This is a genomic window from Lysobacter sp. HA18, assembly GCF_054057595.1.
This window is the reverse complement of record NZ_JBSRZL010000001.1, coordinates 934,196-957,032: the sequence shown is the minus strand read 5'-3', so window position 1 is coordinate 957,032 and position 22,837 is coordinate 934,196. Positions and strand designations below refer to the sequence as shown.

General features: G+C 64.4%; 17 protein-coding genes, 4 tRNA genes and 1 pseudogene. All 22 read right to left on the bottom strand.

The features are described 5' to 3' along the window. Positions 1-9: 9 nt before the first annotated feature. Positions 10-306 carry a 50S ribosomal protein L23 gene (gene rplW / locus ACVWWW_RS04750; protein WP_027082409.1) on the bottom strand — a complete coding sequence of 99 codons (297 nt, stop codon included), beginning with the start codon at positions 304-306 and terminating at the stop codon, positions 10-12. After that, entirely contained in the window at positions 303-908 is a 606-nt protein-coding gene (gene rplD / locus ACVWWW_RS04745; protein ID WP_027082408.1) for a 50S ribosomal protein L4, read from the bottom strand. Before rplD ends, rplW begins: the two co-directional genes overlap by 4 nt. Before the next feature lie 10 nt (positions 909-918). Next, on the bottom strand, positions 919-1,572 hold the full coding sequence (rplC, locus tag ACVWWW_RS04740; RefSeq protein WP_027082407.1) for a 50S ribosomal protein L3: 654 nt from the start codon (positions 1,570-1,572) through the stop codon (positions 919-921). A gap of 11 nt (positions 1,573-1,583) precedes the next feature. Further along, entirely contained in the window at positions 1,584-1,895 is a 312-nt protein-coding gene (gene rpsJ / locus ACVWWW_RS04735) for a 30S ribosomal protein S10 (RefSeq protein ID WP_027082406.1), read from the bottom strand. Positions 1,896-2,463: 568 nt separating this feature from the next. Then, positions 2,464-3,654, bottom strand: coding sequence for an elongation factor Tu (gene tuf / locus ACVWWW_RS04730; protein WP_456952168.1), 1,191 nt, complete (start codon positions 3,652-3,654; stop codon positions 2,464-2,466). 66 nt (positions 3,655-3,720) lie between these two features. Next, positions 3,721-5,812, bottom strand: a pseudogene (fusA, locus tag ACVWWW_RS04725) (elongation factor G). Between the two features lie 110 nt (positions 5,813-5,922). Further along, entirely contained in the window at positions 5,923-6,390 is a 468-nt protein-coding gene (gene rpsG, locus ACVWWW_RS04720; RefSeq protein WP_027082347.1) for a 30S ribosomal protein S7, read from the bottom strand. A 48-nt stretch (positions 6,391-6,438) separates the two neighbouring features. Beyond that, the gene (gene rpsL, locus ACVWWW_RS04715) at positions 6,439-6,813 is read right to left on the bottom strand and encodes a 30S ribosomal protein S12 (protein ID WP_027082346.1); all 375 of its coding nucleotides are present in this window, start codon (positions 6,811-6,813) and stop codon (positions 6,439-6,441) included. A gap of 300 nt (positions 6,814-7,113) precedes the next feature. Beyond that, positions 7,114-11,334 (bottom strand): DNA-directed RNA polymerase subunit beta', encoded by a 4,221-nt coding sequence (gene rpoC / locus ACVWWW_RS04710; RefSeq protein ID WP_027082345.1) that lies wholly within the window; start codon positions 11,332-11,334, stop codon positions 7,114-7,116. Positions 11,335-11,430: 96 nt separating this feature from the next. Then, on the bottom strand, positions 11,431-15,582 hold the full coding sequence (gene rpoB / locus ACVWWW_RS04705) for a DNA-directed RNA polymerase subunit beta (protein WP_027082344.1): 4,152 nt from the start codon (positions 15,580-15,582) through the stop codon (positions 11,431-11,433). 362 nt (positions 15,583-15,944) lie between these two features. Then, positions 15,945-16,313: a 50S ribosomal protein L7/L12 gene (rplL, locus tag ACVWWW_RS04700; protein WP_027082343.1), complete on the bottom strand. Its 369-nt coding sequence runs from the start codon at positions 16,311-16,313 to the stop codon at positions 15,945-15,947. 58 nt (positions 16,314-16,371) lie between these two features. Further along, a complete protein-coding gene (gene rplJ / locus ACVWWW_RS04695) occupies positions 16,372-16,905 on the bottom strand; it encodes a 50S ribosomal protein L10 (RefSeq protein WP_027082342.1) in 534 nt (177 codons plus the stop codon). 319 nt (positions 16,906-17,224) lie between these two features. Continuing rightward, positions 17,225-17,923, bottom strand: coding sequence for a 50S ribosomal protein L1 (gene rplA, locus ACVWWW_RS04690; protein ID WP_027082341.1), 699 nt, complete (start codon positions 17,921-17,923; stop codon positions 17,225-17,227). A 4-nt stretch (positions 17,924-17,927) separates the two neighbouring features. Continuing rightward, positions 17,928-18,356 (bottom strand): 50S ribosomal protein L11, encoded by a 429-nt coding sequence (rplK, locus tag ACVWWW_RS04685; protein WP_027082340.1) that lies wholly within the window; start codon positions 18,354-18,356, stop codon positions 17,928-17,930. A 162-nt stretch (positions 18,357-18,518) separates the two neighbouring features. Further along, the gene (gene nusG / locus ACVWWW_RS04680) at positions 18,519-19,091 is read right to left on the bottom strand and encodes a transcription termination/antitermination protein NusG (protein WP_036141679.1); all 573 of its coding nucleotides are present in this window, start codon (positions 19,089-19,091) and stop codon (positions 18,519-18,521) included. Position 19,092: 1 nt separating this feature from the next. Next, positions 19,093-19,485 carry a preprotein translocase subunit SecE gene (gene secE, locus ACVWWW_RS04675; protein ID WP_027082338.1) on the bottom strand — a complete coding sequence of 131 codons (393 nt, stop codon included), beginning with the start codon at positions 19,483-19,485 and terminating at the stop codon, positions 19,093-19,095. 86 nt (positions 19,486-19,571) lie between these two features. Next, positions 19,572-19,647: transfer RNA gene (locus ACVWWW_RS04670), tRNA-Trp, on the bottom strand. 162 nt (positions 19,648-19,809) lie between these two features. Continuing rightward, positions 19,810-21,000, bottom strand: a complete 1,191-nt coding sequence (tuf, locus tag ACVWWW_RS04665; protein ID WP_456952168.1) for an elongation factor Tu — start codon at positions 20,998-21,000, stop codon at positions 19,810-19,812. A gap of 103 nt (positions 21,001-21,103) precedes the next feature. Continuing rightward, positions 21,104-21,179: transfer RNA gene (locus tag ACVWWW_RS04660), tRNA-Thr, on the bottom strand. A 32-nt stretch (positions 21,180-21,211) separates the two neighbouring features. Further along, positions 21,212-21,285, bottom strand: a tRNA-Gly gene (locus tag ACVWWW_RS04655). Between the two features lie 233 nt (positions 21,286-21,518). Further along, positions 21,519-21,604: transfer RNA gene (locus ACVWWW_RS04650), tRNA-Tyr, on the bottom strand. A 79-nt stretch (positions 21,605-21,683) separates the two neighbouring features. Further along, positions 21,684-22,775, bottom strand: coding sequence for a redox-regulated ATPase YchF (ychF, locus tag ACVWWW_RS04645; protein WP_027082404.1), 1,092 nt, complete (start codon positions 22,773-22,775; stop codon positions 21,684-21,686). Between the last annotated feature and the right edge of the window lie 62 nt (positions 22,776-22,837).

Below are 22,837 nucleotides of genomic sequence, written 5' to 3'. Positions count from 1 at the left end.
TGTCTATCCTCAGGCCGTGGCCATCACGTCGATCGACTGGCCTTCGGCCAGCGTCACGTAGGCCTTGCGCCAGTCAGCGCGGTGGCCCATGCGGAACTTGAAGGCCTTGCCCTTGCCCTTCACGTTGACCACGTTCACCGCGCGGACGTTGACGCCGAAAATCTTCTCGACGGCTTCCTTGATCTCGAGCTTGTTGGCGTCGGTGGCGACCTCGAACACGTACTGGTTCGAGACTTCCTGCAGACGAGCCGTCTTTTCCGAGATGCGCGGGGCGCGGATGATGCTGTAGAGCTTGGCGTCGTTCATGCCAGCCACTCCTCGATCTTCTTGACCGCATCAGCGGTGAACACCACCGAGTCGACGCCGACGAGCGTCACCGGGTCGAGACCCTGGACATCGCGGACTTCGACGTACGGCAGGTTGCGCGCCGACAGGTACAGGTTCTCCGTCGCATCCTCGGTCACGAGGAGCGGACGGCGGCCGGTGCCGAGATCCTTGAGCTTGGTGATCAAGTCCTTCGTGCGCGGCGCTTCCATTTCGAAAGCGTCGACGACCGAGATGCGGCCCTGACGATTGAGCTCGGAGAGGATCGACGCCATCGCGGCGCGATACATCTTGCGGTTGACCTTCTGCGCGAAGCTGCGCGGCTTCGCTGCGAACGTCACGCCGCCGCCGACGAAGATCGGAGCCGTCAGCGCGCCATGACGCGCACCGCCGCCCTTCTGCTTCTTCGACTTCTTGGTGGTGCCGTTGACTTCCGAACGCGTCTTCTGGGCCTTGGTGCCCGAGCGACCTGCGTTGCGGTAGGCGACGACGACCTGGTGGACCAGGTCTTCGCTGAAATCACGACCGAAGATCGCGTCGGAGACCGACAGCTTCTTGTCGCTGTTGTTGATGGCGAGTTCCATCGTGTTCTCCTTAGCCCTTGGTCGTCGGGCGGACGATGACGTCGCCACCCGGCGCGCCCGGGATCGCACCCTTGACGGCGATCAGACCGCGCTCGGCGTCCACGCGGACGACCTCGAGGCCCTGGATCGTCTTCGTCTCGGCGCCCATGTGGCCGGACATCTTCTTGCCCGGGAACACGCGGCCCGGCGTCTGGCGCTGGCCGATCGAGCCCGGCGAACGATGCGAGAGCGAGTTACCGTGGGTGGCGTCACCCATGGTGAAGTTCCAGCGCTTGATCGTGCCCTGGAAGCCCTTGCCCTTGCTGACGCCCTGGACGTCGACCATCTGGCCCGGCTGGAAGATGTCGGCCTTGATTTCGCCGCCGATCTCGAAGCCATCGATCTGGTCGTTCTCGACGCGCAGCTCCCACAGGCCGCGACCGCCTTCGACCTTCGCCTTCGCGAGGTGACCGGCTTCCGGCTTGGTGAGCAGCGACGCGCGACGCACGCCGACGGTGACCTGCACGGCGCTGTAGCCGTCGGTGTCCGTGGTCTTGATCTGGGTGATGCGGTTCGGGGTCGCTTCGATCAGCGTCACCGGAACCGACTTGCCGTCTTCGAGGAAGACGCGGCTCATGCCGGCCTTGCGACCGACAATGCCCAACGAATACTTCTTCGCGGTCATGGTAGGAGGCCTCAGGTCAGCTTGATCTGGACGTCAACGCCGGCCGCGAGTTCGAGCTTCATCAGCGCGTCCACGGTCTTGTCGTTGGGGTCGACGATGTCGAGCACGCGCTTGTGCGTGCGGGTTTCGTACTGGTCACGCGCATCCTTGTCGGCATGCGGGGAAGTAAGAATGGTGTAGCGCTCGAGCTTGGTCGGCAGCGGGATCGGGCCGCGCACTTGCGCGCCGGTCCGCTTGGCCGTCTCGACGATCTCGCTGGCCGAGCGATCGATCAGTCGATGATCGTACGCTTTCAGCCGGATTCGGATCTTCTGGTCCGCCATGACGGGATTTCCTTCAGTAAAGAGCGACGGGCACGGCGGCTTCATGCGCCGGACCCCACGATGACCACGTATCTCGTGCCTTTCGGCTTTTGACACGCGAAAAACAAAGCGAGCCGGTTTCCCGGCTCGCCAGACAAGAAAGTATAGGACGCGTGAAGCCCGTCGGCAAGCAGCGCTAGCTGCGGCCGGAGCGACACACGACGCTTCCCTGTCGGACGAATACGAGTGGCGTCCTGCCCCTCATTTCGCTGTCGGTCCCTTCAAGGTGACTCGAAGGGACCGTGATTCTAGCCTGTATGCGAAGACCGCGTAAAGAGGCGGCGTCCGAAAAAATGCATTTCGGGGCGACGAGCGGCAGTGCCGAGCGTCGCCTTGTGCGCGCATCCGAAGCGATTCGAGCAATCGCAGCCGGAAAACACGGGAGTCGCCCTGTTCCAACCACTCCGACCTTGCGGTCCCCTCATAAAAAGGGGCGCCGAAGCGCCCCTTCTTATTCGCCGGCGTTATCCGGCCGAGAGGCCGGATCAACGGCGGCAGTTATCCGAACAAACGCTCGGATAACCCGTACTTACTTAACGATCTTCGCCACCACGCCGGCGCCGACGGTGCGGCCGCCTTCGCGGATCGCGAAGCGCAGGCCTTCGTCCATCGCGACCGGGTTGATCAGCTCGACCACCATCTTGATGTTGTCGCCCGGCATGACCATTTCCACGCCTTCCGGCAGCGTCACCGCACCGGTGATGTCGGTCGTGCGGAAGTAGAACTGCGGACGGTAGCCCTTGAAGAACGGGGTGTGACGGCCGCCCTCGTCCTTCGACAGCACGTACACCTCGGCTTCGAACGTGGTGTGCGGGGCGATCGAACCCGGCTTGCACAGCACCTGGCCGCGCTCGACGTCGTCACGCTTGGTGCCGCGCAGCAGCAGACCGGCGTTATCGCCCGCCTGACCCTGGTCGAGCAGCTTGCGGAACATCTCGACGCCGGTGACCGTGGTCTTCTGCGTCGGGCGGATACCGACGATTTCGATTTCGTCGCCCACCTTGATGATGCCGCGCTCGATACGGCCGGTGACCACCGTGCCGCGACCGGAGATCGAGAACACGTCTTCGACCGGCATCAGGAACGGCTTGTCGATCGCGCGCTCGGGCTCCGGGATGAACGTGTCCAGCGCGTCCACCAGCTTCAGGATCGACGGCACGCCGATGTCCGACTGGTCGCCTTCCAGCGCCAGGCGGGCCGAGCCGTGGATGATCGGGGTGTCATCGCCCGGGAACTCGTACTTCGAGAGGAGCTCACGCACTTCCATCTCGACCAGCTCGAGCAGCTCGGCGTCGTCCACCATGTCGGCCTTGTTCAGGAACACGACGATGTACGGCACGCCGACCTGACGGCTCAGCAGGATGTGCTCGCGCGTCTGCGGCATCGGGCCGTCCGCGGCCGAACACACCAGGATCGCGCCGTCCATCTGCGCCGCACCCGTGATCATGTTCTTGACGTAGTCGGCGTGACCCGGGCAGTCGACGTGCGCGTAGTGACGATTCGCGCTTTCGTACTCCACGTGCGCCGTCGAGATCGTGATGCCGCGCGCCTTCTCTTCCGGCGCCGCGTCGATCTGGTCGTAGCCCTTGAACTCGCCACCAAACCGCTCCGCGCCCACCTTCGTCAGCGCCGCCGTCAGCGTGGTCTTGCCATGATCGACGTGGCCGATCGTGCCCACGTTCACGTGGGGCTTGGTACGCTCGAACTTACCCTTGGCCATTGCAAATACCTCAGTTTTTCAGTTGATCAGTTGCCCCGGGCTCGCGCCCGGGGCGATTGGTTTTCGTCAGTTCTTCTTGATCACGGCTTCGGCGATGTTGGTCGGCGCTTCGGCGTAGTGATCGAATTCCATCGTGAAGGTCGCGCGGCCCTGCGACATCGAACGCAGCGTGGTCGCGTAGCCGAACATCTCGCCCAGCGGGATCATCGCGTTGATGATCTTGCCCGACGGGCTGTCGTCCTGACCCTGCAGGATGCCGCGACGACGGCTGACGTCGCCCATCACGTCACCGAGGTAATCCTCGGGGCTGACGATCTCGACCTTCATCATCGGCTCGAGCAGTGCCGGGCTCGCCTTGTGGAAGCCGTCCTTGAACGCCATGGAGCCGGCGATCTTGAACGCCATTTCGGACGAGTCGACCTCGTGGTACGAGCCGTCGACGAGCTTGACCTTGACGTCGACGATCGGGTAGCCGGCAAGCACGCCATTGGCGACGGCTTCCTTGATGCCCTTGTCGACGGCCGGGATGTATTCCTTCGGAATCACACCGCCGACGATCGCGTTCTCGAACTCGTAGCCCTTGCCCTGCTCGTTCGGCGACAGCTCGATCCACACGTGGCCGAACTGACCCTTACCACCGGTCTGGCGCGCGTACTTGCCTTCGACCTTGACCGACTTGCGGATGGTCTCGCGGTACGCGACCTGCGGCTTGCCGACGTTGGCTTCGACGTTGAACTCGCGCTTCATGCGGTCGACGAGGATGTCCAGGTGCAGCTCGCCCATGCCGGCGATGATGGTCTGGCCCGATTCTTCGTCGGTACGCACGCGGAACGACGGATCTTCCTGCGCCAGACGGCCTAGGGCGATACCCATCTTTTCCTGGTCCGCACTTGGTCTTCGGTTCGACCGCCATCGAGATGACGGGCTCCGGGAAGGTCATGCGCTCAAGCGTGATGATCGCGTCCTGCGCACACAGCGTGTCGCCGGTCGTGACGTCCTTCAGGCCGACCGCGGCGGCGATGTCGCCTGCACGGACTTCCTTGATTTCGTCGCGGTTGTTGGCGTGCATCTGCAGGATGCGGCCCACGCGCTCCTTCTTCGACTTGACCGGGTTATAGACCTGGTCACCCGAATTCAGAACGCCCGAGTACACGCGGAAGAACGTGAGCGAACCCACGAACGGGTCCGTCATGATCTTGAACGCGAGCGCCGAGAACGGCTCGGTGTCGGACGCCTTGCGGCTGTCTTCCTTCTCGTCGTCGTCGATGCCCTGCACCGGCGGACGATCGGCCGGCGACGGCAGCAGGTTGATGACGCCGTCGAGCATGGCCTGCACGCCCTTGTTCTTGAACGCGCTGCCGCAGAACACGGGCACGATCTCGACGCGCAGCGTGCGCTCGCGCAGGCCGGACACGATCTCGGCCTCCGTCAGCTCATCGCCGCCGAGGTACTTGTCCATCAGCTCTTCGGACGCTTCCGCCGCGGCTTCGATCATGAAGCTGCGCGCTTCGTCGGCCTTGGCCTGGAGCTCCGCCGGGATCTCGCGGTACTCGAACTTCGTGCCCTGCGACGCGACGTCCCAATGGATCGCCTTCATCTTGAGCAGGTCGACGACGCCTTCGAAGCCGTCTTCGGCACCGATCGGCACCTGCATCGGAACGGCGTACGCGCCAAGGCGCGCTTTCAGCTGTTCGACGACCTTGTCGAAGTTCGCGCCGGTGCGGTCCATCTTGTTGACGAACGCCATGCGCGGCACGGAGTACTTGTTGGCCTGGCGCCACACCGTCTCCGACTGCGGCTGCACGCCGCCGACGGCACACAGCACGAACACCGCACCGTCGAGCACGCGGAGCGAACGCTCGACTTCGATGGTGAAGTCGACGTGGCCGGGCGTATCGATGATGTTGAAGCGGTGCTCAGGCAGGGACTTGTCCATGCCCTTCCAGAACGCGGTCGTAGCGGCCGACGTAATGGTGATGCCGCGCTCCTGCTCCTGCTCCATCCAGTCCATCGTCGCGGCACCTTCGTGCACTTCGCCGATCTTGTGGCTGACGCCGGTGTAGAAAAGGATGCGCTCGGACGTCGTGGTCTTACCGGCGTCGATGTGCGCCATGATGCCGAAGTTGCGGTAACGCTCGATGGGAGTGGTGCGAGCCACGGGACCCTCTCGTAAGTTTTCGGATTCTCAAATGGCCGGACGCCGCCCTGAAGGCGGCCTCCGGTGGAAGGGCGACGCGAACGTCGCCCTGTAGCGCTCGAAGCGCTAGATCACCAGCGGTAGTGCGCGAAGGCCTTGTTGGCCTCGGCCATACGGTGCGTTTCTTCGCGCTTCTTGATCGCGCCGCCGCGGTTTTCACTGGCGTCGAGCAGCTCGGCCGCCAGCTTGCGCGGCATCGAGTTCTCGCCGCGCTTGCGGGCGGAGTCGATCAGCCAACGCATGGCGAGCGCACTACGACGCGAGGTGCGCACTTCAACCGGCACCTGGTACGTGGCACCGCCGACGCGGCGGGACTTGACCTCGACCGCCGGAGCGACGTTGGTCAGAGCCTTTTCGACGAGCTCGAGAGCGTTGGGGCTCTTCTGGCCGATGACGTCCATCGCGCCGTACACGATCTTCTCGGCGACGGACTTCTTGCCGCTCTGCATGACCATGTTGATGAAACGGGCGATCGTCTCGCTGCCGTGCTTGGGATCGGGCAGAACCGAGCGCTGCGGGGTAGAACCTTTACGCGACATTGGCGTGTACCTCTCGTATCAGTCGGCGGCGCGGTGCGCCGTCCGGAATCAGGACTTCGGACGCTTCGCGCCGTACTTGGAGCGGCTCTGGCGACGCTTGGCGACGCCGGCGGCGTCGAGCGAACCGCGAACCGTGTGGTAGCGAACGCCCGGGAGATCCTTGACGCGACCGCCGCGGATCAGCACCACCGAGTGCTCCTGCAGGTTGTGGCCTTCGCCGCCGATGTACGAGATGACCTCGTAGCCGTTGGTGAGGCGCACCTTGGCGACCTTACGGAGGGCCGAGTTCGGCTTCTTCGGGGTCGTGGTGTACACGCGGGTGCACACGCCACGACGCTGCGGGCAGTTCTGCAGGGCCGGGGACGTGCTCTTGTAGGTTTCAGGGTTGCGCGGCTTGCGCACCAACTGATTGATGGTCGCCATCTGGAGCTCTTCGTTTGGGCGCGGGGCCCGTGGAAAACGGAAGGCCAGCCCCGAGGGACCAGCCAAGACGAAAAAGCCTAGCCCGCGTCCGGCTAAACCGGTCGCGGGCTCGACTTGTGCGACGCGCGACCGCCATAAGGCGCGCGCATCGCGAGATCCCACCCTGCCTTGGGTCCAATACGAGGCACGTCCTGTGACCTCATTTGGTGATCTGGGGCTTGCCCGAAGGCCGCCCGGGTAATGCTTAGCCGGGGAAGTATAGCAGGGCCCGCCTGCCCGAAGGCAAGCGGGCCCGGTGCATCACTCTTCCTCGCCGCCCTCGGCCGCTTCGGCAGCGGCCGGAGCTTCCTCGACCGTCGCCGGTGCGGAGAGCGTCTCGAGTTCCTGATCGGTCAGGCCCGAGGCGTTCTTGCGGCGCTGGCTGTGGTACGCCAGACCGGTACCGGCCGGGATCAGGCGACCGACGATCACGTTCTCCTTGAGGCCGCGCAGCGTGTCGCGGGTACCGCGGACGGCCGCCTCGGTGAGCACGCGGGTGGTCTCCTGGAACGAGGCCGCCGAGATGAACGACTCGGTCGCCAGCGAGGCCTTGGTGATGCCGAGCAGCACGGGCTCGTACTTCGTCAGGATCTCGTTGCGCTTGCCGAGGCGCTGGTTCTCCTCGATCACGCGCTGACGCTCGACCTGCTCGCCCGCCAGGAACCTGCTGTCGCCAGCGTCCGCGATCTCGACCTTGCGCAGCATCTGGCGAACGATTACCTCGATGTGCTTGTCGTTGATCTTGACGCCCTGCAGGCGGTAGACGTCCTGGATTTCCTTGGTCAGGTAGACCGCCAGCGGCTCGACGCCGAGCAGACGCAGGATGTCCTGCGGGTTCGGCTCGCCGTCCACGACCGTCTCGCCCTTCTCCACGTGTTCGCCTTCGAACACGATGATCTGGCGGTACTTCGGGATCAGCTCTTCGTGCTCTTCACCATCGATCGGCTTGATGATCAGGCGCTGCTTGCCCTTGGTGTCCTTGCCGAAGCTGACGATGCCGGAGATCTCGGCGAGGATCGCCGGATCCTTCGGCTTGCGTGCTTCGAACAGGTCGGCAACGCGCGGCAGACCACCGGTGATGTCGCGGGTCTTCGACGCTTCCTGCGGGATCTTGGCGACCACGTCGCCCACGCCGACGGGCGCGCCGTCCTGCAGGTTGACGATCGAGCGCGGCGGCAGCATGTACTGCGCCGGCAGATCGGTACCCGGAATCTGCAGGTCCTTGCCGTTCGCGTCGACGATGCGCACCAGCGGACGCAGATCCTTCGCCTGCGTACCACGACGCTTCGGATCGGTGATTTCGCTCGAGGCGAGGCCGGTCAGTTCGTCGGTCTTCTGGATGACGGTGACGCCGTCGATGAAGTCGATGAAGCGCATGAAGCCCTTCACTTCCGACACGATCGGGTGGTTATGCGGATCCCAGTTGGCGACCTGCTGGCCGGCCTTGACGTCCGCGCCGTCGCGCACCGTGATCGTCGCACCGTAGGGCAGCTTGTAACGCTCGCGCTCACGACCGTGCGCATCGAGGATCGACAGTTCGCCCGAGCGCGAGACCGCGACCAGATGACCGTTCGCGTGATCGACGTGCTTGAGGTTGTTGAACTTGACCGAACCCGTCGTCTTGACCGTGATGTTGTCGATCGCCGCCGCGCGCGATGCCGCACCACCGATGTGGAACGTACGCATGGTGAGCTGCGTGCCGGGCTCGCCGATCGACTGCGCCGCGACGACACCGACCGCCTCGCCGTGATTGACGAGGTGACCGCGACCGAGGTCACGGCCGTAGCAGAACGCGCAGACGCCGAACGGCGTTTCGCACGTAATGGTCGAACGCACCTTGATCGACTGCACGCTGGCTTCTTCGAGCTTGGCGACCCAGGCTTCGTCGAGCAGCGTGTTGCGGGTGACGATCGGATCGTCGTCGTTGCCCGGCAGGAACACGTCCTCGGCAACCACGCGACCCAGCACGCGCTCCTTCAGCGGCTCGACCACGTCACCGCCTTCGACGATCGGGGTCATCATCAGACCCTCGAGCGTGCCGCAGTCGGTTTCGGTGATCACCACGTCCTGCGCGACGTCGACGAGTCGACGCGTCAGGTAACCGGAGTTCGCCGTCTTCAGCGCGGTATCCGCGAGGCCCTTACGGGCGCCGTGGGTCGAGATGAAGTACTGGAGAACGTTCAGGCCTTCGCGGAAGTTCGCGGTGATCGGCGTCTCGATGATCGAGCCGTCCGGCTTGGCCATCAGGCCGCGCATACCGGCGAGCTGACGGATCTGCGCCTGCGAACCACGCGCACCCGAGTCGGCCATGATGTAGATCGAGTTCATCGACTTCTGGGCGACCTGCTTGCCGTCGGTCCCTTCGACCATCTCGGTGCCGATCGCGTCCATCATCGCCTTGGCCACGCGCTCGTTCGTGCGCGACCAGATGTCGACGACCTTGTTGTAGCGCTCACCGGCGGTGACCAGGCCCGACTGGTACTGCTCCTGGATTTCCAGCACCTCGGCTTCGGCCTCGGCGAGGATCGCCTTCTTCTCGTCCGGGATGGTCATGTCGTCGATGCCGATCGACACGCCGGCGCGCGTTGCGTACGCGAAGCCGGTGTACATCAGCTGGTCGGCGAAGATCACCGTGTCCTTGAGGCCCAGCTGGCGGTAGCAGCTGTTGATCAGGCGCGAGATGTTCTTCTTGGTCAGCTCGGTGTTGGCGAGTTCGAACGGCAGGCCTTCCGGCAGAATCTCCTGCAGCAGCGCGCGGCCGACCGTGGTGTCGACGATCGACGTCTGCTTCGAACGCGTGCCGTCTTCTGCGATCACGGTCTGCGTGATGCGGACCTTGACCTTGGCGTGCAGCTCGACGACGCGGTTGTCGTACGCGCGCTTGACCTCGGCGACGTTCGCGAAGGCCATGCCCTCGCCCTTCTTGTTCACCAGCGCACGGCTCATGTAGTACAGGCCGAGCACGACGTCCTGCGACGGCACGATGATCGGCTCACCGTTCGCCGGCGACAGGATGTTGTTCGACGACATCATCAGCGCGCGCGCTTCCAGCTGGGCTTCCAGCGAGAGCGGCACGTGGACGGCCATCTGGTCACCGTCGAAGTCGGCGTTGAATGCCGTACACACGAGCGGATGCAGCTGGATCGCCTTGCCTTCGATGAGCACCGGCTCGAACGCCTGGATGCCGAGGCGGTGCAGCGTCGGTGCGCGGTTGAGCAGCACCGGATGCTCGCGGATCACCTCTTCGAGGATGTCCCACACCTGTGCTTCTTCGCGCTCGACGAGCTTCTTCGCAGCCTTGATCGTCGTGGCGAGGCCACGGCGCTGCAGCTTGGCGAAGATGAAGGGCTTGAACAGCTCGAGCGCCATCTTCTTCGGCAGGCCGCACTCGTGCAGGCGCAGCGTCGGGCCGACCACGATGACCGAACGGCCGGAGTAGTCGACGCGCTTGCCGAGCAGGTTCTGGCGGAAGCGACCCTGCTTGCCCTTGATCATGTCGGCGAGCGACTTGAGCGGGCGCTTGTTCGTACCGGTGATGGCACGGCCACGACGGCCGTTGTCCATCAGCGCATCGACTGACTCCTGCAGCATGCGCTTCTCGTTGCGCACGATGATGTCGGGCGCATTGAGTTCGAGCAGGCGACGCAGGCGGTTGTTGCGGTTGATGACGCGGCGGTACAGATCGTTGAGGTCCGACGTCGCGAAGCGGCCACCGTCCAGCGGGACAAGCGGACGCAGATCCGGCGGCAGCACCGGAAGGACGGTCATGACCATCCACTCCGGGCGGTTGCCGGATTCGATGAACGCTTCGATCAGCTTGATGCGCTTGGTGAGGCGCTTGAGCTTGGTCTCCGAACCCGTCGACGCGATGTCCTCGCGCAGCTGCACCATCTCGGTCTGCAGGTCGATCGTGCGCAGCAGCTCGTAGACGGCTTCGGCGCCCATCGCGGCTTCGAAATCGTCGCCGTGCTCCTGGCGCGCCTGCAGGAACTGCTCTTCATTGAGCAGCTGGCCACGTTCCATCGGCGTCAGGCCCGGCTCCGTCACCACGAAGGCTTCGAAGTACAGGATGCGTTCGATGTCACGCAGGGTCATGTCGAGCATCAGGCCGATGCGCGAGGGAAGCGACTTCAGGAACCAGATGTGCGCGACCGGCGACGCGAGGTCGATGTGGCCCATGCGCTCGCGGCGCACCTTGGCCAGCGTCACTTCCGTGCCGCACTTCTCGCAGACGACGCCGCGGTGCTTCATGCGCTTGTACTTGCCGCACAGGCACTCGTAGTCCTTGATCGGTCCGAAGATCGCCGAGCAGAACAGGCCGTCGCGTTCGGGCTTGAACGTGCGGTAGTTGATCGTCTCCGGCTTCTTGACCTCGCCGTAGGACCACGAGCGGATCAGGTCCGGCGAGGCCAGGCCGATCTTGATCGCGTCGAAGTCGATCGTCGTGCGCTGCTGGTTGAACAGATTGAGCAGGTCTTTCATTTCAGTCTCCTGGGGAGCGAAGTGCATCGAGAACGTCGTTGAATCCCGGCCGTTCGGCGCGCGTTACCGCGCGCCGCGAAAGCCGGCGTCCCGTTCTCAGATCTCTTCGAGCTCCATGTTGATCGCCAGCGAGCGGATTTCCTTCACGAGGACGTTGAAGGACTCCGGCATGCCCGCGACCATCTCGTAGTCGCCATCGACGATGTTCTTGTACATCTGGTTGCGGCCCTGCACGTCGTCGGACTTCACCGTCAGCATTTCCTGCAGGGTGTAGGCCGCGCCGTAGGCTTCCAGCGCCCAGACTTCCATTTCGCCGAAACGCTGACCGCCGAACTGCGCCTTGCCGCCCAGCGGCTGCTGGGTAACGAGCGAGTACGGACCGGTCGAACGCGCGTGCATCTTGTCGTCGACCAGGTGGTTGAGCTTCAGCATGTGCATGTAGCCGATCGTGACCGGGCGCTCGAACGCTTCGCCGGTACGACCGTCATGCAGGATCGTCTGACCACTCGACGGAAGCTCCGCGAGTTCCAGCATGCGCTTGATCTCGAACTCGGCCGCGCCGTCGAACACCGGGGTCGCCATCGGCACGCCGTCGACGAGGTTCTTCGCGAGGCGCAGCAGCTCCTCGTCGGAGAACTGCGTCAGGTCGACGCGCTCACCCACCACCGCGGTGTCGTGGTTGTAGATGTCGCCGAGGAACTTGCGAAGCTCGGTCACCGCGTTCTGCGCCTGCAGCATGCGATCGATCTTCTTGCCGAGGCCCTTCGCCGCCCAACCGAGGTGGACTTCGAGGATCTGGCCGATGTTCATTCGCGACGGAACGCCCAGCGGGTTCAGCACGATGTCGACGGTCTCGCCGTTGGCGCTGTAGGGCATGTCTTCGACCGGAACGATCGTCGACACGACACCCTTGTTGCCGTGGCGGCCTGCCATCTTGTCGCCCGGCTGGATGCGGCGCTTAACGGCGAGGAAGACCTTGACCATCTTGAGCACGCCCGGAGCGAGGTCGTCGCCCTGCGTGATCTTGCCGCGCTTGTCGGCGAAGCGACGCTCGAATTCCTTCTGGTATTCGTCGATCTGCTTCTGCGCACGCTCGATCGCCTCGACCGCATCTTCGTCCTTCATGCGCAGCGTGAACCAGTCCTTCTTGGACAGGCTGTCGAGCACGAGCGAGGTGACGGTGTCGCCCTTCTTCAGGCTGCCGCCACCGTTCGCCACCTTGCCCAGCAGCTGGCCGCGCAGGCGGTCGTAGATCGCCGCTTCGAGGATGCGGAACTGGTCGTCGAAGTCCTTCTTGACGCGACGGATTTCGCTTTCCTCGATCTGGCGCGCGCGCTTGTCCTTCTCGATGCCGTCGCGGGTGAAGACCTGCACGTCGATGACGACGCCGTCCATGCCCGGCGGAACGCGCAGCGAGCTGTCCTTAACGTCGGACGCCTTCTCGCCGAAGATCGCGCGGAGCAGCTTCTCCTCCGGCGTCAGCTGGCTTTCGCCCTTCGGCGTGACCTTGCCGACGAGGATGTCGCCCGCACGCACTTCCGCACCGATGTAGACCACACCCGACTCGTCGAGACGGCCGAGCGCCTGCTCGGACACGTTCGGGATGTCGGCGGTGATTTCCTCCGGCCCGAGCTTGGTGTCGCGCGCCTGGACAGTGAGTTCTTCGATGTGGATCGTCGTGTAGCGATCTTCTTCGACGACGCGCTCGCTGAGCAGGATCGAGTCTTCGAAGTTGTAGCCGTTCCACGGCATGAACGCGACCAGCATGTTCTGGCCGAGCGCGAGCTCGCCGATGTCCGTCGACGGACCGTCGGCCAGCACGTCGCCACGCTCGATGCGATCACCGACCTTCACCAGCGGGCGCTGGTTGATGCAGGTGTTCTGGTTCGAACGCGTGTACTTGACGAGGTTGTAGATGTCGACGCCGGCGTCGAGGCCTTCGTTGACTTCGCCTTCGCTGACCTTGACCACGATTCGCGCGGCATCGATGGCTTCGATCACGCCACCGCGGCGCGCGTTGACGGTCACGCCCGAGTCGCGCGCAACCGCACGCTCGATGCCCGTACCAACGAGCGGCTTCTGCGCACGCAGCGTCGGAACCGCCTGGCGCTGCATGTTGGCGCCCATGAGTGCGCGGTTCGCGTCATCGTGCTCGAGGAACGGCACGAGCGCGGCCGCGACCGACACGGTCTGCATCGGCGAGACGTCCATGAAGTGGACTTCGCTCGGCGCCTTCAGCAGTGACTCGCCCTGGTAGCGGCAGGCCACGAACTGGGCGGTCATCATGCCCTTGTCGTCCTGCGGCGCGTTCGCCTGGGCGATGACGTACTCGTTCTCTTCGATCGCCGACAGGAACTCGACGTCGTCGGTGACCTTGCCGTCCACGACCTTGCGGTACGGCGTCTCGAGGAAGCCGTACTGGTTGGTGCGCGCGAACACGGCGAGCGAGTTGATCAGGCCGATGTTCGGGCCTTCCGGCGTCTCGATGGTGCAGACGCGGCCGTAATGCGTCGGGTGCACGTCGCGCACTTCGAAGCCCGCGCGCTCACGGGTCAGGCCACCCGGGCCGAGGGCCGACACGCGACGCTTGTGCGTGACTTCCGACAGCGGGTTGTTCTGGTCCATGAACTGCGACAGCTGCGAGGAGCCGAAGAACTCCTTGATCGCGGCGGCAACGGGCTTGGCGTTGATGAGTTCCTGCGGCGTGAGGCCTTCGGACTCCGCCATCGACAGGCGCTCCTTGACCGCACGCTCGACGCGGACGAGGCCGACGCGGAACGTGTTCTCGGCCATTTCGCCGACCGAACGCACGCGACGATTGCCGAGGTGGTCGATGTCATCGACGATGCCGCGGCCGTTACGGATCTCGGTGAGCACGCGGATGACGTCGAGGATGTCCGACGTCTGGCCGAACAGGCCACGCAGGCGGCCGGACTCTTCGTCCTTTCGATCCTGGAAGTACTTCGCGTCGTACAGCACGGACGCGCCCTCGGTGTCCTTGCGGCCGAGGCGACGGTTGAACTTCATGCGGCCGACGCCCGACAGGTCGTAGCGCTCGAACGTGAAGAACAGATTGTGGAACAGGTTCTGCGCGGCGTCCTTGGTCGGCGGCTCGCCGGGACGCATCATGCGGTAGATCTCGACCAGCGCTTCGAGCTGCGTCTTCGACGGATCGATACGCAGCGTGTTCGAGATGTACGGACCGCGATCGAGGTCGTTGACCCACAGCGTGCCGACCTGCGCGATGCCCGCCTTGCGGAAGGCTTCGAGGTGGCCGTCGTTGAGCTCTTCGTTCGCGTTCGCGATCAGCTCGCCCGTCTTCGCGTCGACGACGTCATGCGACAGGATGCGGCCGACGAGGTAGCTGTCCGGCACGGCGAGCGCGGAGATACCGGCCTGCTCGAGCTGGCGCACGTGGCGCGCGGTGACGCGACGACCCGCCTCGACGATGACCTTGTCGCCGTCGGAGAGATCGAAGTCCAGCGTTTCACCACGCAGGCGCTCCGGCACGAGCTCCAGCTGCACACCCTCGGGGAGGATGTGGAACGTGTTGATGTCGAAGAACGACTTCAACATCTCTTCATTGTTGTAGCCGAGCGCGCGCAGCAGGATCGTCACCGGCAGCTTGCGGCGACGGTCGATACGGCAGAACACCGCGTCCTTCGGGTCGAACTCGAAGTCCAGCCACGAGCCGCGGTAAGGAATGATTCGCGCGGAGTACAGCAGCTTGCCCGAGCTGTGCGTCTTGCCACGGTCGTGGTCGAAGAACACGCCCGGCGAACGGTGCAGCTGCGAGACGATGACGCGCTCGGTGCCGTTGACGATGAAGGTGCCGTTCTCGGTCATGAGCGGGATCTCGCCCATGTAGACCTCCTGCTCCTTCACGTACTTGATCGCCTTCGTCGACGACTCGCGGTCGTAGATCACCAGGCGAACGGTCACGCGCAGCGGGGCGCCGTAGCTCATGCCGCGCTGGCGGCACTCGCGCTCGTCGAACGCCGGCTCGCCGAGCTTGTAGCCGACGTACTCGAGCGCAGCGTTGCCGCTGTAGCTCACGATCGGGAACACGGACTTCAGGGCGGCATGCAGGCCCTTGTCGTCGCGCTTGGTGGGATCGGTGTTTTCCTGCAGGAACTCGCGGTACGAGTCGACCTGGATGGCCAGCAGGAACGGCACTTCGAGGATCGCGCGGCGCTTGCCGAAATCCTTGCGGATGCGCTTTTTCTCGGTGAACGAGTACGTCGTCATGGGGAACTACCGCCTCTCTTGGAGCGGGGATCGGGGATCGGGGATCCGTCGCGTTGTGATGGTTCGGACACTCGATCCGTCAACCCCGTAAGGGGATGAACTGTCAGTTGGAAGCCGCAGGTATTGCCGGCACCTGCACGCCTTCTGAAGCTGCTTCCAACTACCAACTCTCTTGGGTTTCTTTGACACCGGAACCGGGGAACGGAAGGGCTCGTTGCCTCGCCGTGGTGCGCGGCGTTGGACAACGGGCCGGGTCGGAACGTTCCGAAAAAACCGGGTCCTTCTACAACGGCCAAAGGCCGGGGGCATTCGCCCCCAGCCTTCGGTTGGTCGCCAGTGGAATCCGGCGACGCAAGAGCTGCTTACTTGACCTCGACGGTCGCGCCTGCAGCTTCCAGATCCTTCTTCATCTTGGCAGCGTCGTCCTTCGACACGGCTTCCTTCACGACGCCACCGGCCTCGGTCAGGTCCTTCGCTTCCTTCAGGCCGAGACCCGTGATGGCGCGGACAGCCTTGATGACTTCGACCTTCTTCTCACCAGCCGACTTCAGGATGACGTTGAACTCGGTCTGCTCTTCGACCGGAGCGGCGGCGGCAGCCGGGCCCGCGGCCATGACCGGGGCAGCGGCGGAGACGCCGAACTTCTCTTCGATCGCCTTGACGAGGTCCATGACTTCCATCAGCGACTTGGTGGCGATGGCGTCGACGATCTGCTCGTTGGTAACGGACATTGTGATTTACCTTTCGGAAATAGGTTTCTAAAGCGGATTCAGGAATTTACGTCGGCGATCAGGCGGTTTCGGCGGCAGCTTCTTCAGCCGGCGCGGCGTCGCCGCCACCCTGCTGATCGGCCACGGCCTTGACGGCACGCGCGAACATCGAGGCCGGTTCGGCCAGGACGCGTGCGAGCATCGCGAGCGCCTGCTCGCGGGTCGGCAGCGAGGCTAGGACGTCCACGTGGGCGGCCGGCAGCAGCTTGCCTTCCACCGAGACGACCTTCGCCTTGAGCTTGTCGTTGCTCTTGGACGCGTCCTTGATCAGGCGACCGGCAGCGCCGGGCTCCTCGAGCGAGAACGCATACAGCAGCGGACCGACCAGGGCGTCCTGGACGCACGCGAAATCGGTGCCTTCAACGGCGCGCGATGCCAGCGTGTTCTTGACGACCCTGAGGTACACACCCGTTTCGCGAGCCTTCTTGCGCATCTCGGTCATCTGACTGACCGTGGTGCCCGCGTACTCGGCCGCGACCAGGGAGTGCGCCTTACCGGCGATTTCCGCCAGTTCCGCGACGACTACCTGCTTCTGGGACAGATTGAGAGCCATTGCACTCCTCCAATTGAACTCCGCGATGGCATGCGCCACAGCAGGACGGGGCGGCACCGGATCCATGGCGCCGGGGATGTCGCGAGGACATCCCGGTGGTGGCCGTCCAGAAACGAATTTCCAGAAGGGCACCATCTACGCAGGCTTGGTGGATTAAGCGATCCCGCTTCGACCGACGGCGATTCCCTGCCGTGTTGAGCTTCCTGCCCGTCGCCGGTCGGCGCTGACCGCACCTGCGGTCTTTGACGGTCGCTGCCACTGAAGCGGCAGCGCCTTCAAAAGAGTCGGCCGATGGCGTGAGCCACCGGCCTTGAAACGATTACTTGAGGGCGAGCGACGTCTGGTCGACGATCACGCCGGGACCCATCGTCGTGCTGATCGCGATCTTCTGCAGGTACTGGCCCTTCGAGGTCGACGGCTTGGCCTTGATCAGGTCAAGCAGCAGCGCCTGGAGGTTGTCCTTCAGCTTGTCGCCGTCGAAATCGGCCTTGCCGATCGTGCAGTGAATGATACCTGCCTTGTCCGTGCGGTAGCGGACCTGGCCGCCCTTGGCGTTCTTGACCGCTTCAGCCGGGTTCGGCGAAACGGTACCGACCTTCGGGTTCGGCATCAGGCCGCGCGGGCCCAGCACCTGGCCGAGCTTACCGACGACGCGCATGGCGTCCGGCGTGGCGATGACGACGTCGTAGTTGAGCTCACCGGCCTGCATGCGCTCGGCGAGGTCGTCCATGCCGACCGCTTCGGCGCCTGCGGCGAGGGCCTCGTCGGCCTTCGCACCGGCCGGCGCGAACACCGCGACGCGAACGGTCTTGCCGGTGCCGGCGGGCAGCACGGTCGAGCCGCGCACCTGCTGGTCCGACTTCTTGGCATCAACGCCAAGACGCACGGCGACGTCGACGGACTCGACGAACTTCGCCTTGGTGGCGGACTTGACGATCTTGATGGCGTCCTCGATCGGGTAAGCCTTACCCGGGACGACCGCGGCCTTGATAGCCTTCTGGCGCTTGTTCATTGCCATGTTCTTAGCCCTCCACCACGAGACCCATCGAGCGGGCGGAGCCCGCAATCGTCCGCACCGCCGCTTCGAGCTCGGCCGCCGTCAGGTCGGCTTCCTTCTGCTTGGCGATGTCCTCGAGCTGGGCGCGGGTGACCTTGCCCACCTTCTCGGTGTTTGGACGCTTGGAACCCGACTGGATGCCGGCTGCCTTCTTCAGCAGCACGGACGCCGGAGTGCTCTTGGTGACGAACGTGAACGTACGGTCGGAGTACGCCGTAATGATGACCGGAGTCGGAAGACCCGGCTCGAGCTTGGAGGTCGCGGCGTTGAACGCCTTGCAGAACTCCATGATGTTCAGACCGCGCTGACCCAGCGCAGGACCGACGGGCGGCGAGGGATTGGCCTGACCGGCCTTCACCTGCAGCTTGATGTAACCGACAACCTTCTTTGCCACGATCTTTCTCCTGGAGTTCGAACGTCAGCGGCTGCGAACCGGCGACTCCTCCTTTCGTTGAAGTTCGAAACAGGCCTTGGCCTGTTTCGCTCCCTCGGCGTTATCCGGCCGCAAGGCCGGATCGACGGCGAGAGTTATCCGAACCGAAGGTTCGGGTAACGCTTACTTGGCCTTTTCCACCTGTCCGAACTCGAGTTCGACCGGCGTGGAACGACCGAAAATCAGCACCGCCACGCGCAGGCGGCTCTTCTCGTAATTGATTTCTTCGACGACGCCGTTGAAGTCGTTGAACGGGCCCTCGGTGACGCGGACCATCTCGCCCGGCTCGAACAGCACCTTCGGACGCGGCTTCTCGACGCCTTCCTGCACGCGCTGCAGGATCTGATCGGCCTCGCGATCGGAGATCGGCAGCGGACGATCGGCGGTACCGCCGATGAAGCCCATCACCTTCGACGTCTCCTTGATCAGGTGCCAGCACTCGCTGTCGATGCGCGGGATGCCGTTGTCGTCATGCACCGCGATCTGCACCAGCACGTAGCCGGGGAAGAACTTGCGCTCGGAGCGGCGCTTCTGCCCGGCGCGCATCTCGACCACTTCTTCCGTCGGCACGAGCACGTCGCCGAACTTGTCCTGCATGTTCTCGCGCGCGATGCGGTCACGCAGCGCCTGCGCAACCGGCTTCTCGAAACCCGAGTAGGCATGCACGACGAACCAGCGCTTGTTGATTTCCGTCATTTCAACGTCCCAGCAGAAGCTTGACGAGCCACTGGATCACCACGTCGAACCCGGCGAGCAGCAAGCTGAGGATGAGTACGGCGAGCATGACGACCCACGTCGTGCGCATGGCTTCCTGGCGATTCGGCCAGACCACCTTGCGCAGCTCGAACCGCGACTCCGAGAGGAACTCGCGCGTGCGGCCGCCACGTGCGGACGTCGCGAACAGCGCGCCGCCAAGCACCAGGCCGGCCACGACCATGAGCGCGCGAACGCCGGTCGCGAGATCGGCGAACCAGTAGAAGCCGAAGAGGCCGGCAACGACCAGCAGGACGGCGACCACGTATTTGGCGACGTCGCCGGCGGACACGCCGCCAGCCTGTGCACCACGGTTTTGTACGACCTTGCTGTTCAACCCGCGATTCCCTCGCGAAAGCCCCTGCATCCTTGCCTGGGCTTCGATGATGTTCGGATCGACGGGCATCCGGATGGCCGTCGAGGTGGCACGCCAGGAGGGACTCGAACCCCCAACCTGCGGTTTTGGAGACCGCTGCTCTGCCAATTGAGCTACTGGCGTATCGACTTGTAGGCGTTTCCCGAAAAGGCAACGGCGGCTTGCGCCGCCTGCCTTTCCCGCCCGGTTGTGCGAGGCCGGTCGAAACCGGCTTCGCGTCCCGTAGGCCGGCGCCAGGCGCCGGTCGCGGGGTGCACCGCCGCCCGGAGGCGGCGGCCGCGGGTATTACTTAACGATCTTCGCCACCACGCCGGCGCCGACGGTGCGGCCGCCTTCGCGGATCGCGAAGCGCAGGCCTTCGTCCATCGCGACCGGGTTGATCAGCTCGACCACCATCTTGATGTTGTCGCCCGGCATGACCATTTCCACACCTTCCGGCAGCGTCACCGCACCGGTGATGTCGGTCGTGCGGAAGTAGAACTGCGGACGGTAGCCCTTGAAGAACGGGGTGTGACGGCCGCCCTCGTCCTTCGACAGCACGTACACCTCGGCTTCGAACGTGGTGTGCGGGGCGATCGAGCCCGGCTTGCACAGCACCTGGCCGCGCTCGACGTCGTCACGCTTGGTGCCGCGCAGCAGCAGACCGGCGTTATCGCCCGCCTGACCCTGGTCGAGCAGCTTGCGGAACATTTCGACGCCGGTGACCGTGGTCTTCTGCGTCGGGCGGATACCGACGATTTCGATTTCGTCGCCCACCTTGATGATGCCGCGCTCGATACGGCCGGTGACCACCGTGCCGCGACCGGAGATCGAGAACACGTCTTCGACCGGCATCAGGAACGGCTTGTCGATCGCGCGCTCGGGCTCCGGGATGAACGTGTCCAGCGCGTCCACCAGCTTCAGGATCGACGGCACGCCGATGTCCGACTGGTCGCCTTCCAGCGCCAGGCGGGCCGAGCCGTGGATGATCGGGGTGTCATCGCCCGGGAACTCGTACTTCGACAGAAGCTCACGCACTTCCATCTCGACCAGCTCGAGCAGCTCGGCGTCGTCCACCATGTCGGCCTTGTTCAGGAACACGACGATGTACGGCACGCCGACCTGACGCGACAGCAGGATGTGCTCGCGCGTCTGCGGCATCGGGCCGTCCGCGGCCGAACACACCAGGATCGCGCCGTCCATCTGCGCCGCACCCGTGATCATGTTCTTGACGTAGTCGGCGTGGCCCGGGCAATCGACGTGCGCGTAGTGACGATTCGCGCTTTCGTATTCCACGTGCGCCGTCGAGATCGTGATGCCGCGCGCCTTCTCTTCCGGCGCCGCGTCGATCTGGTCGTAGCCCTTGAACTCGCCACCAAACCGCTCCGCGCCCACCTTCGTCAGCGCCGCCGTCAGCGTGGTCTTGCCATGATCGACGTGGCCGATCGTGCCCACGTTCACGTGGGGCTTGGTGCGCTCGAACTTACCCTTGGCCATGGTTCCGTCTCGTTGGGGCGCTTCGCGAGAAGCGTTCGGTGGATTGCGATCTTGGTGATTCCGGCCATCAGGCCGGCTTGTGCGGAAATATCCGCAGACAACATGGTGCTCACGAAAGGAATCGAACCTTCGACCTCCTCCTTACCAAGGAGGTGCTCTACCGACTGAGCTACGTGAGCGAAAACTTTGCGGTGTCTGTCGCGGCGTTCAATGGAGCGGGAGACGGGAATCGAACCCGCACCATCAGCTTGGAAGGCTGAGGTTCTACCGTTGAACTACTCCCGCGCCGGACGAACCGCTTGGGCACTGCATCGATGGTTGGTAACGCCGTCGACTTGAAACAAAACGCTGGTGGAGGGAGGTGGATGGCTGCGAGCGCTACGCGCTCTTGGCCCTTCGGGCTGCACCTTTCGGCGCACACGACGACTTGCGTCGTCGCCGAACCAGCGGTGGTTCTCATCCACCTCTTGTTCGTCCCGGCCACACTTCCGCCGGTGATTTGCAGTACTTCGTGGAGCTGGTGGAGGGAGGTGGATTCGAACCACCGAAGGCGTAAGCCAGCAGATTTACAGTCTGCCCCCGTTGGCCGCTTGGGTATCCCTCCGGAGAGCCCGCAATTCTGGCCGACCGTTCGGGGCAAGTCAACGGACTGTTCACTTCTCCGAGCGTGGGGCGGCCGCCGCTCAGACGTTGAAGCGGAAGTGCAGGACGTCGCCTTCCTGGACCCGGTATTCCTTGCCCTCCAGACGCAGGCGCCCGGCGTCGCGCGCGCCCGACTCGCCCTTGTACTTGAGGAAATCGTCGAAACCGATGGTCTCGGCGCGGATGAATCCCTTCTCGAAATCCGTATGGATGACGCCCGCGGCCTGCGGTGCGGTCGATCCGGCCTTGACCGTCCAGGCGCGGACTTCCTTCACGCCGGCGGTGAAGTAGGTCTGCAGGCCGAGGAGCTTGTACGCCGCGCGGATGACGCGGTTCAGGCCCGGCTCGTCGAGGCCCAGGTCCGTCAGGAACGCGTCGCGGTCGGCGTCTTCGAGCTGGCTCAGCTCCTCCTCGATAGCGGCCGACACCGGCACCACCTCGGCGCCCTCGCCCTTCGCGCGCTCGCGCACGGCGTCGAGGTGCGGGTTGTTCTCGAAGCCGTCCTCGAGGACGTTGGCGACGTAGAGCACCGGCTTGATCGTGATCAGGAACAGGTCGCGAACGGCCGCCTTGTCCTCATCCGACAGGCCCAGCGCACGCGCGGCCTTGCCCTGATCGAGGCCGGCGCGGATGCGCGCGAGCACCTCGACACGCACCTTCGCGTCCTTATCGCCGGTTTTGGCCGAGCGCTCGGCGCGCTGCAGGGCCTTGTCGACCGACTCGAGGTCGGCGAGCGCGAGTTCGGTATCGATGGTGTCGATATCGGCCAGCGGATCGACCTTGTTGTTGACGTGGATGACGTCGGCGTTCTCGAAGCAGCGCACGACGTGCGTGATCGCGTCGACCTCGCGGATGTGCGCGAGGAACTTGTTGCCCAGGCCTTCGCCCGACGCTGCGCCGGCGACCAGGCCGGCGATGTCGACGAATTCGACCGCGGTCGGGATGACCTTCTGCGGCTTCACGATCTCGGCGAGCTGCCCGAGGCGCGGATCCGGCACCGGCACGATGCCGACGTTCGGCTCGATCGTGCAGAACGGGAAATTCGCCGCGGCGATGCCCGCCTTGGTCAGCGCATTGAAAAGGGTCGACTTGCCGACGTTCGGCAGGCCGACGATGCCGCATTTGATGCCCATGACGGGGCTCCGGTATTCAAACGGAAAAGCGGAAGCAGCCGGTCTACAGCGGCTTCCGCATG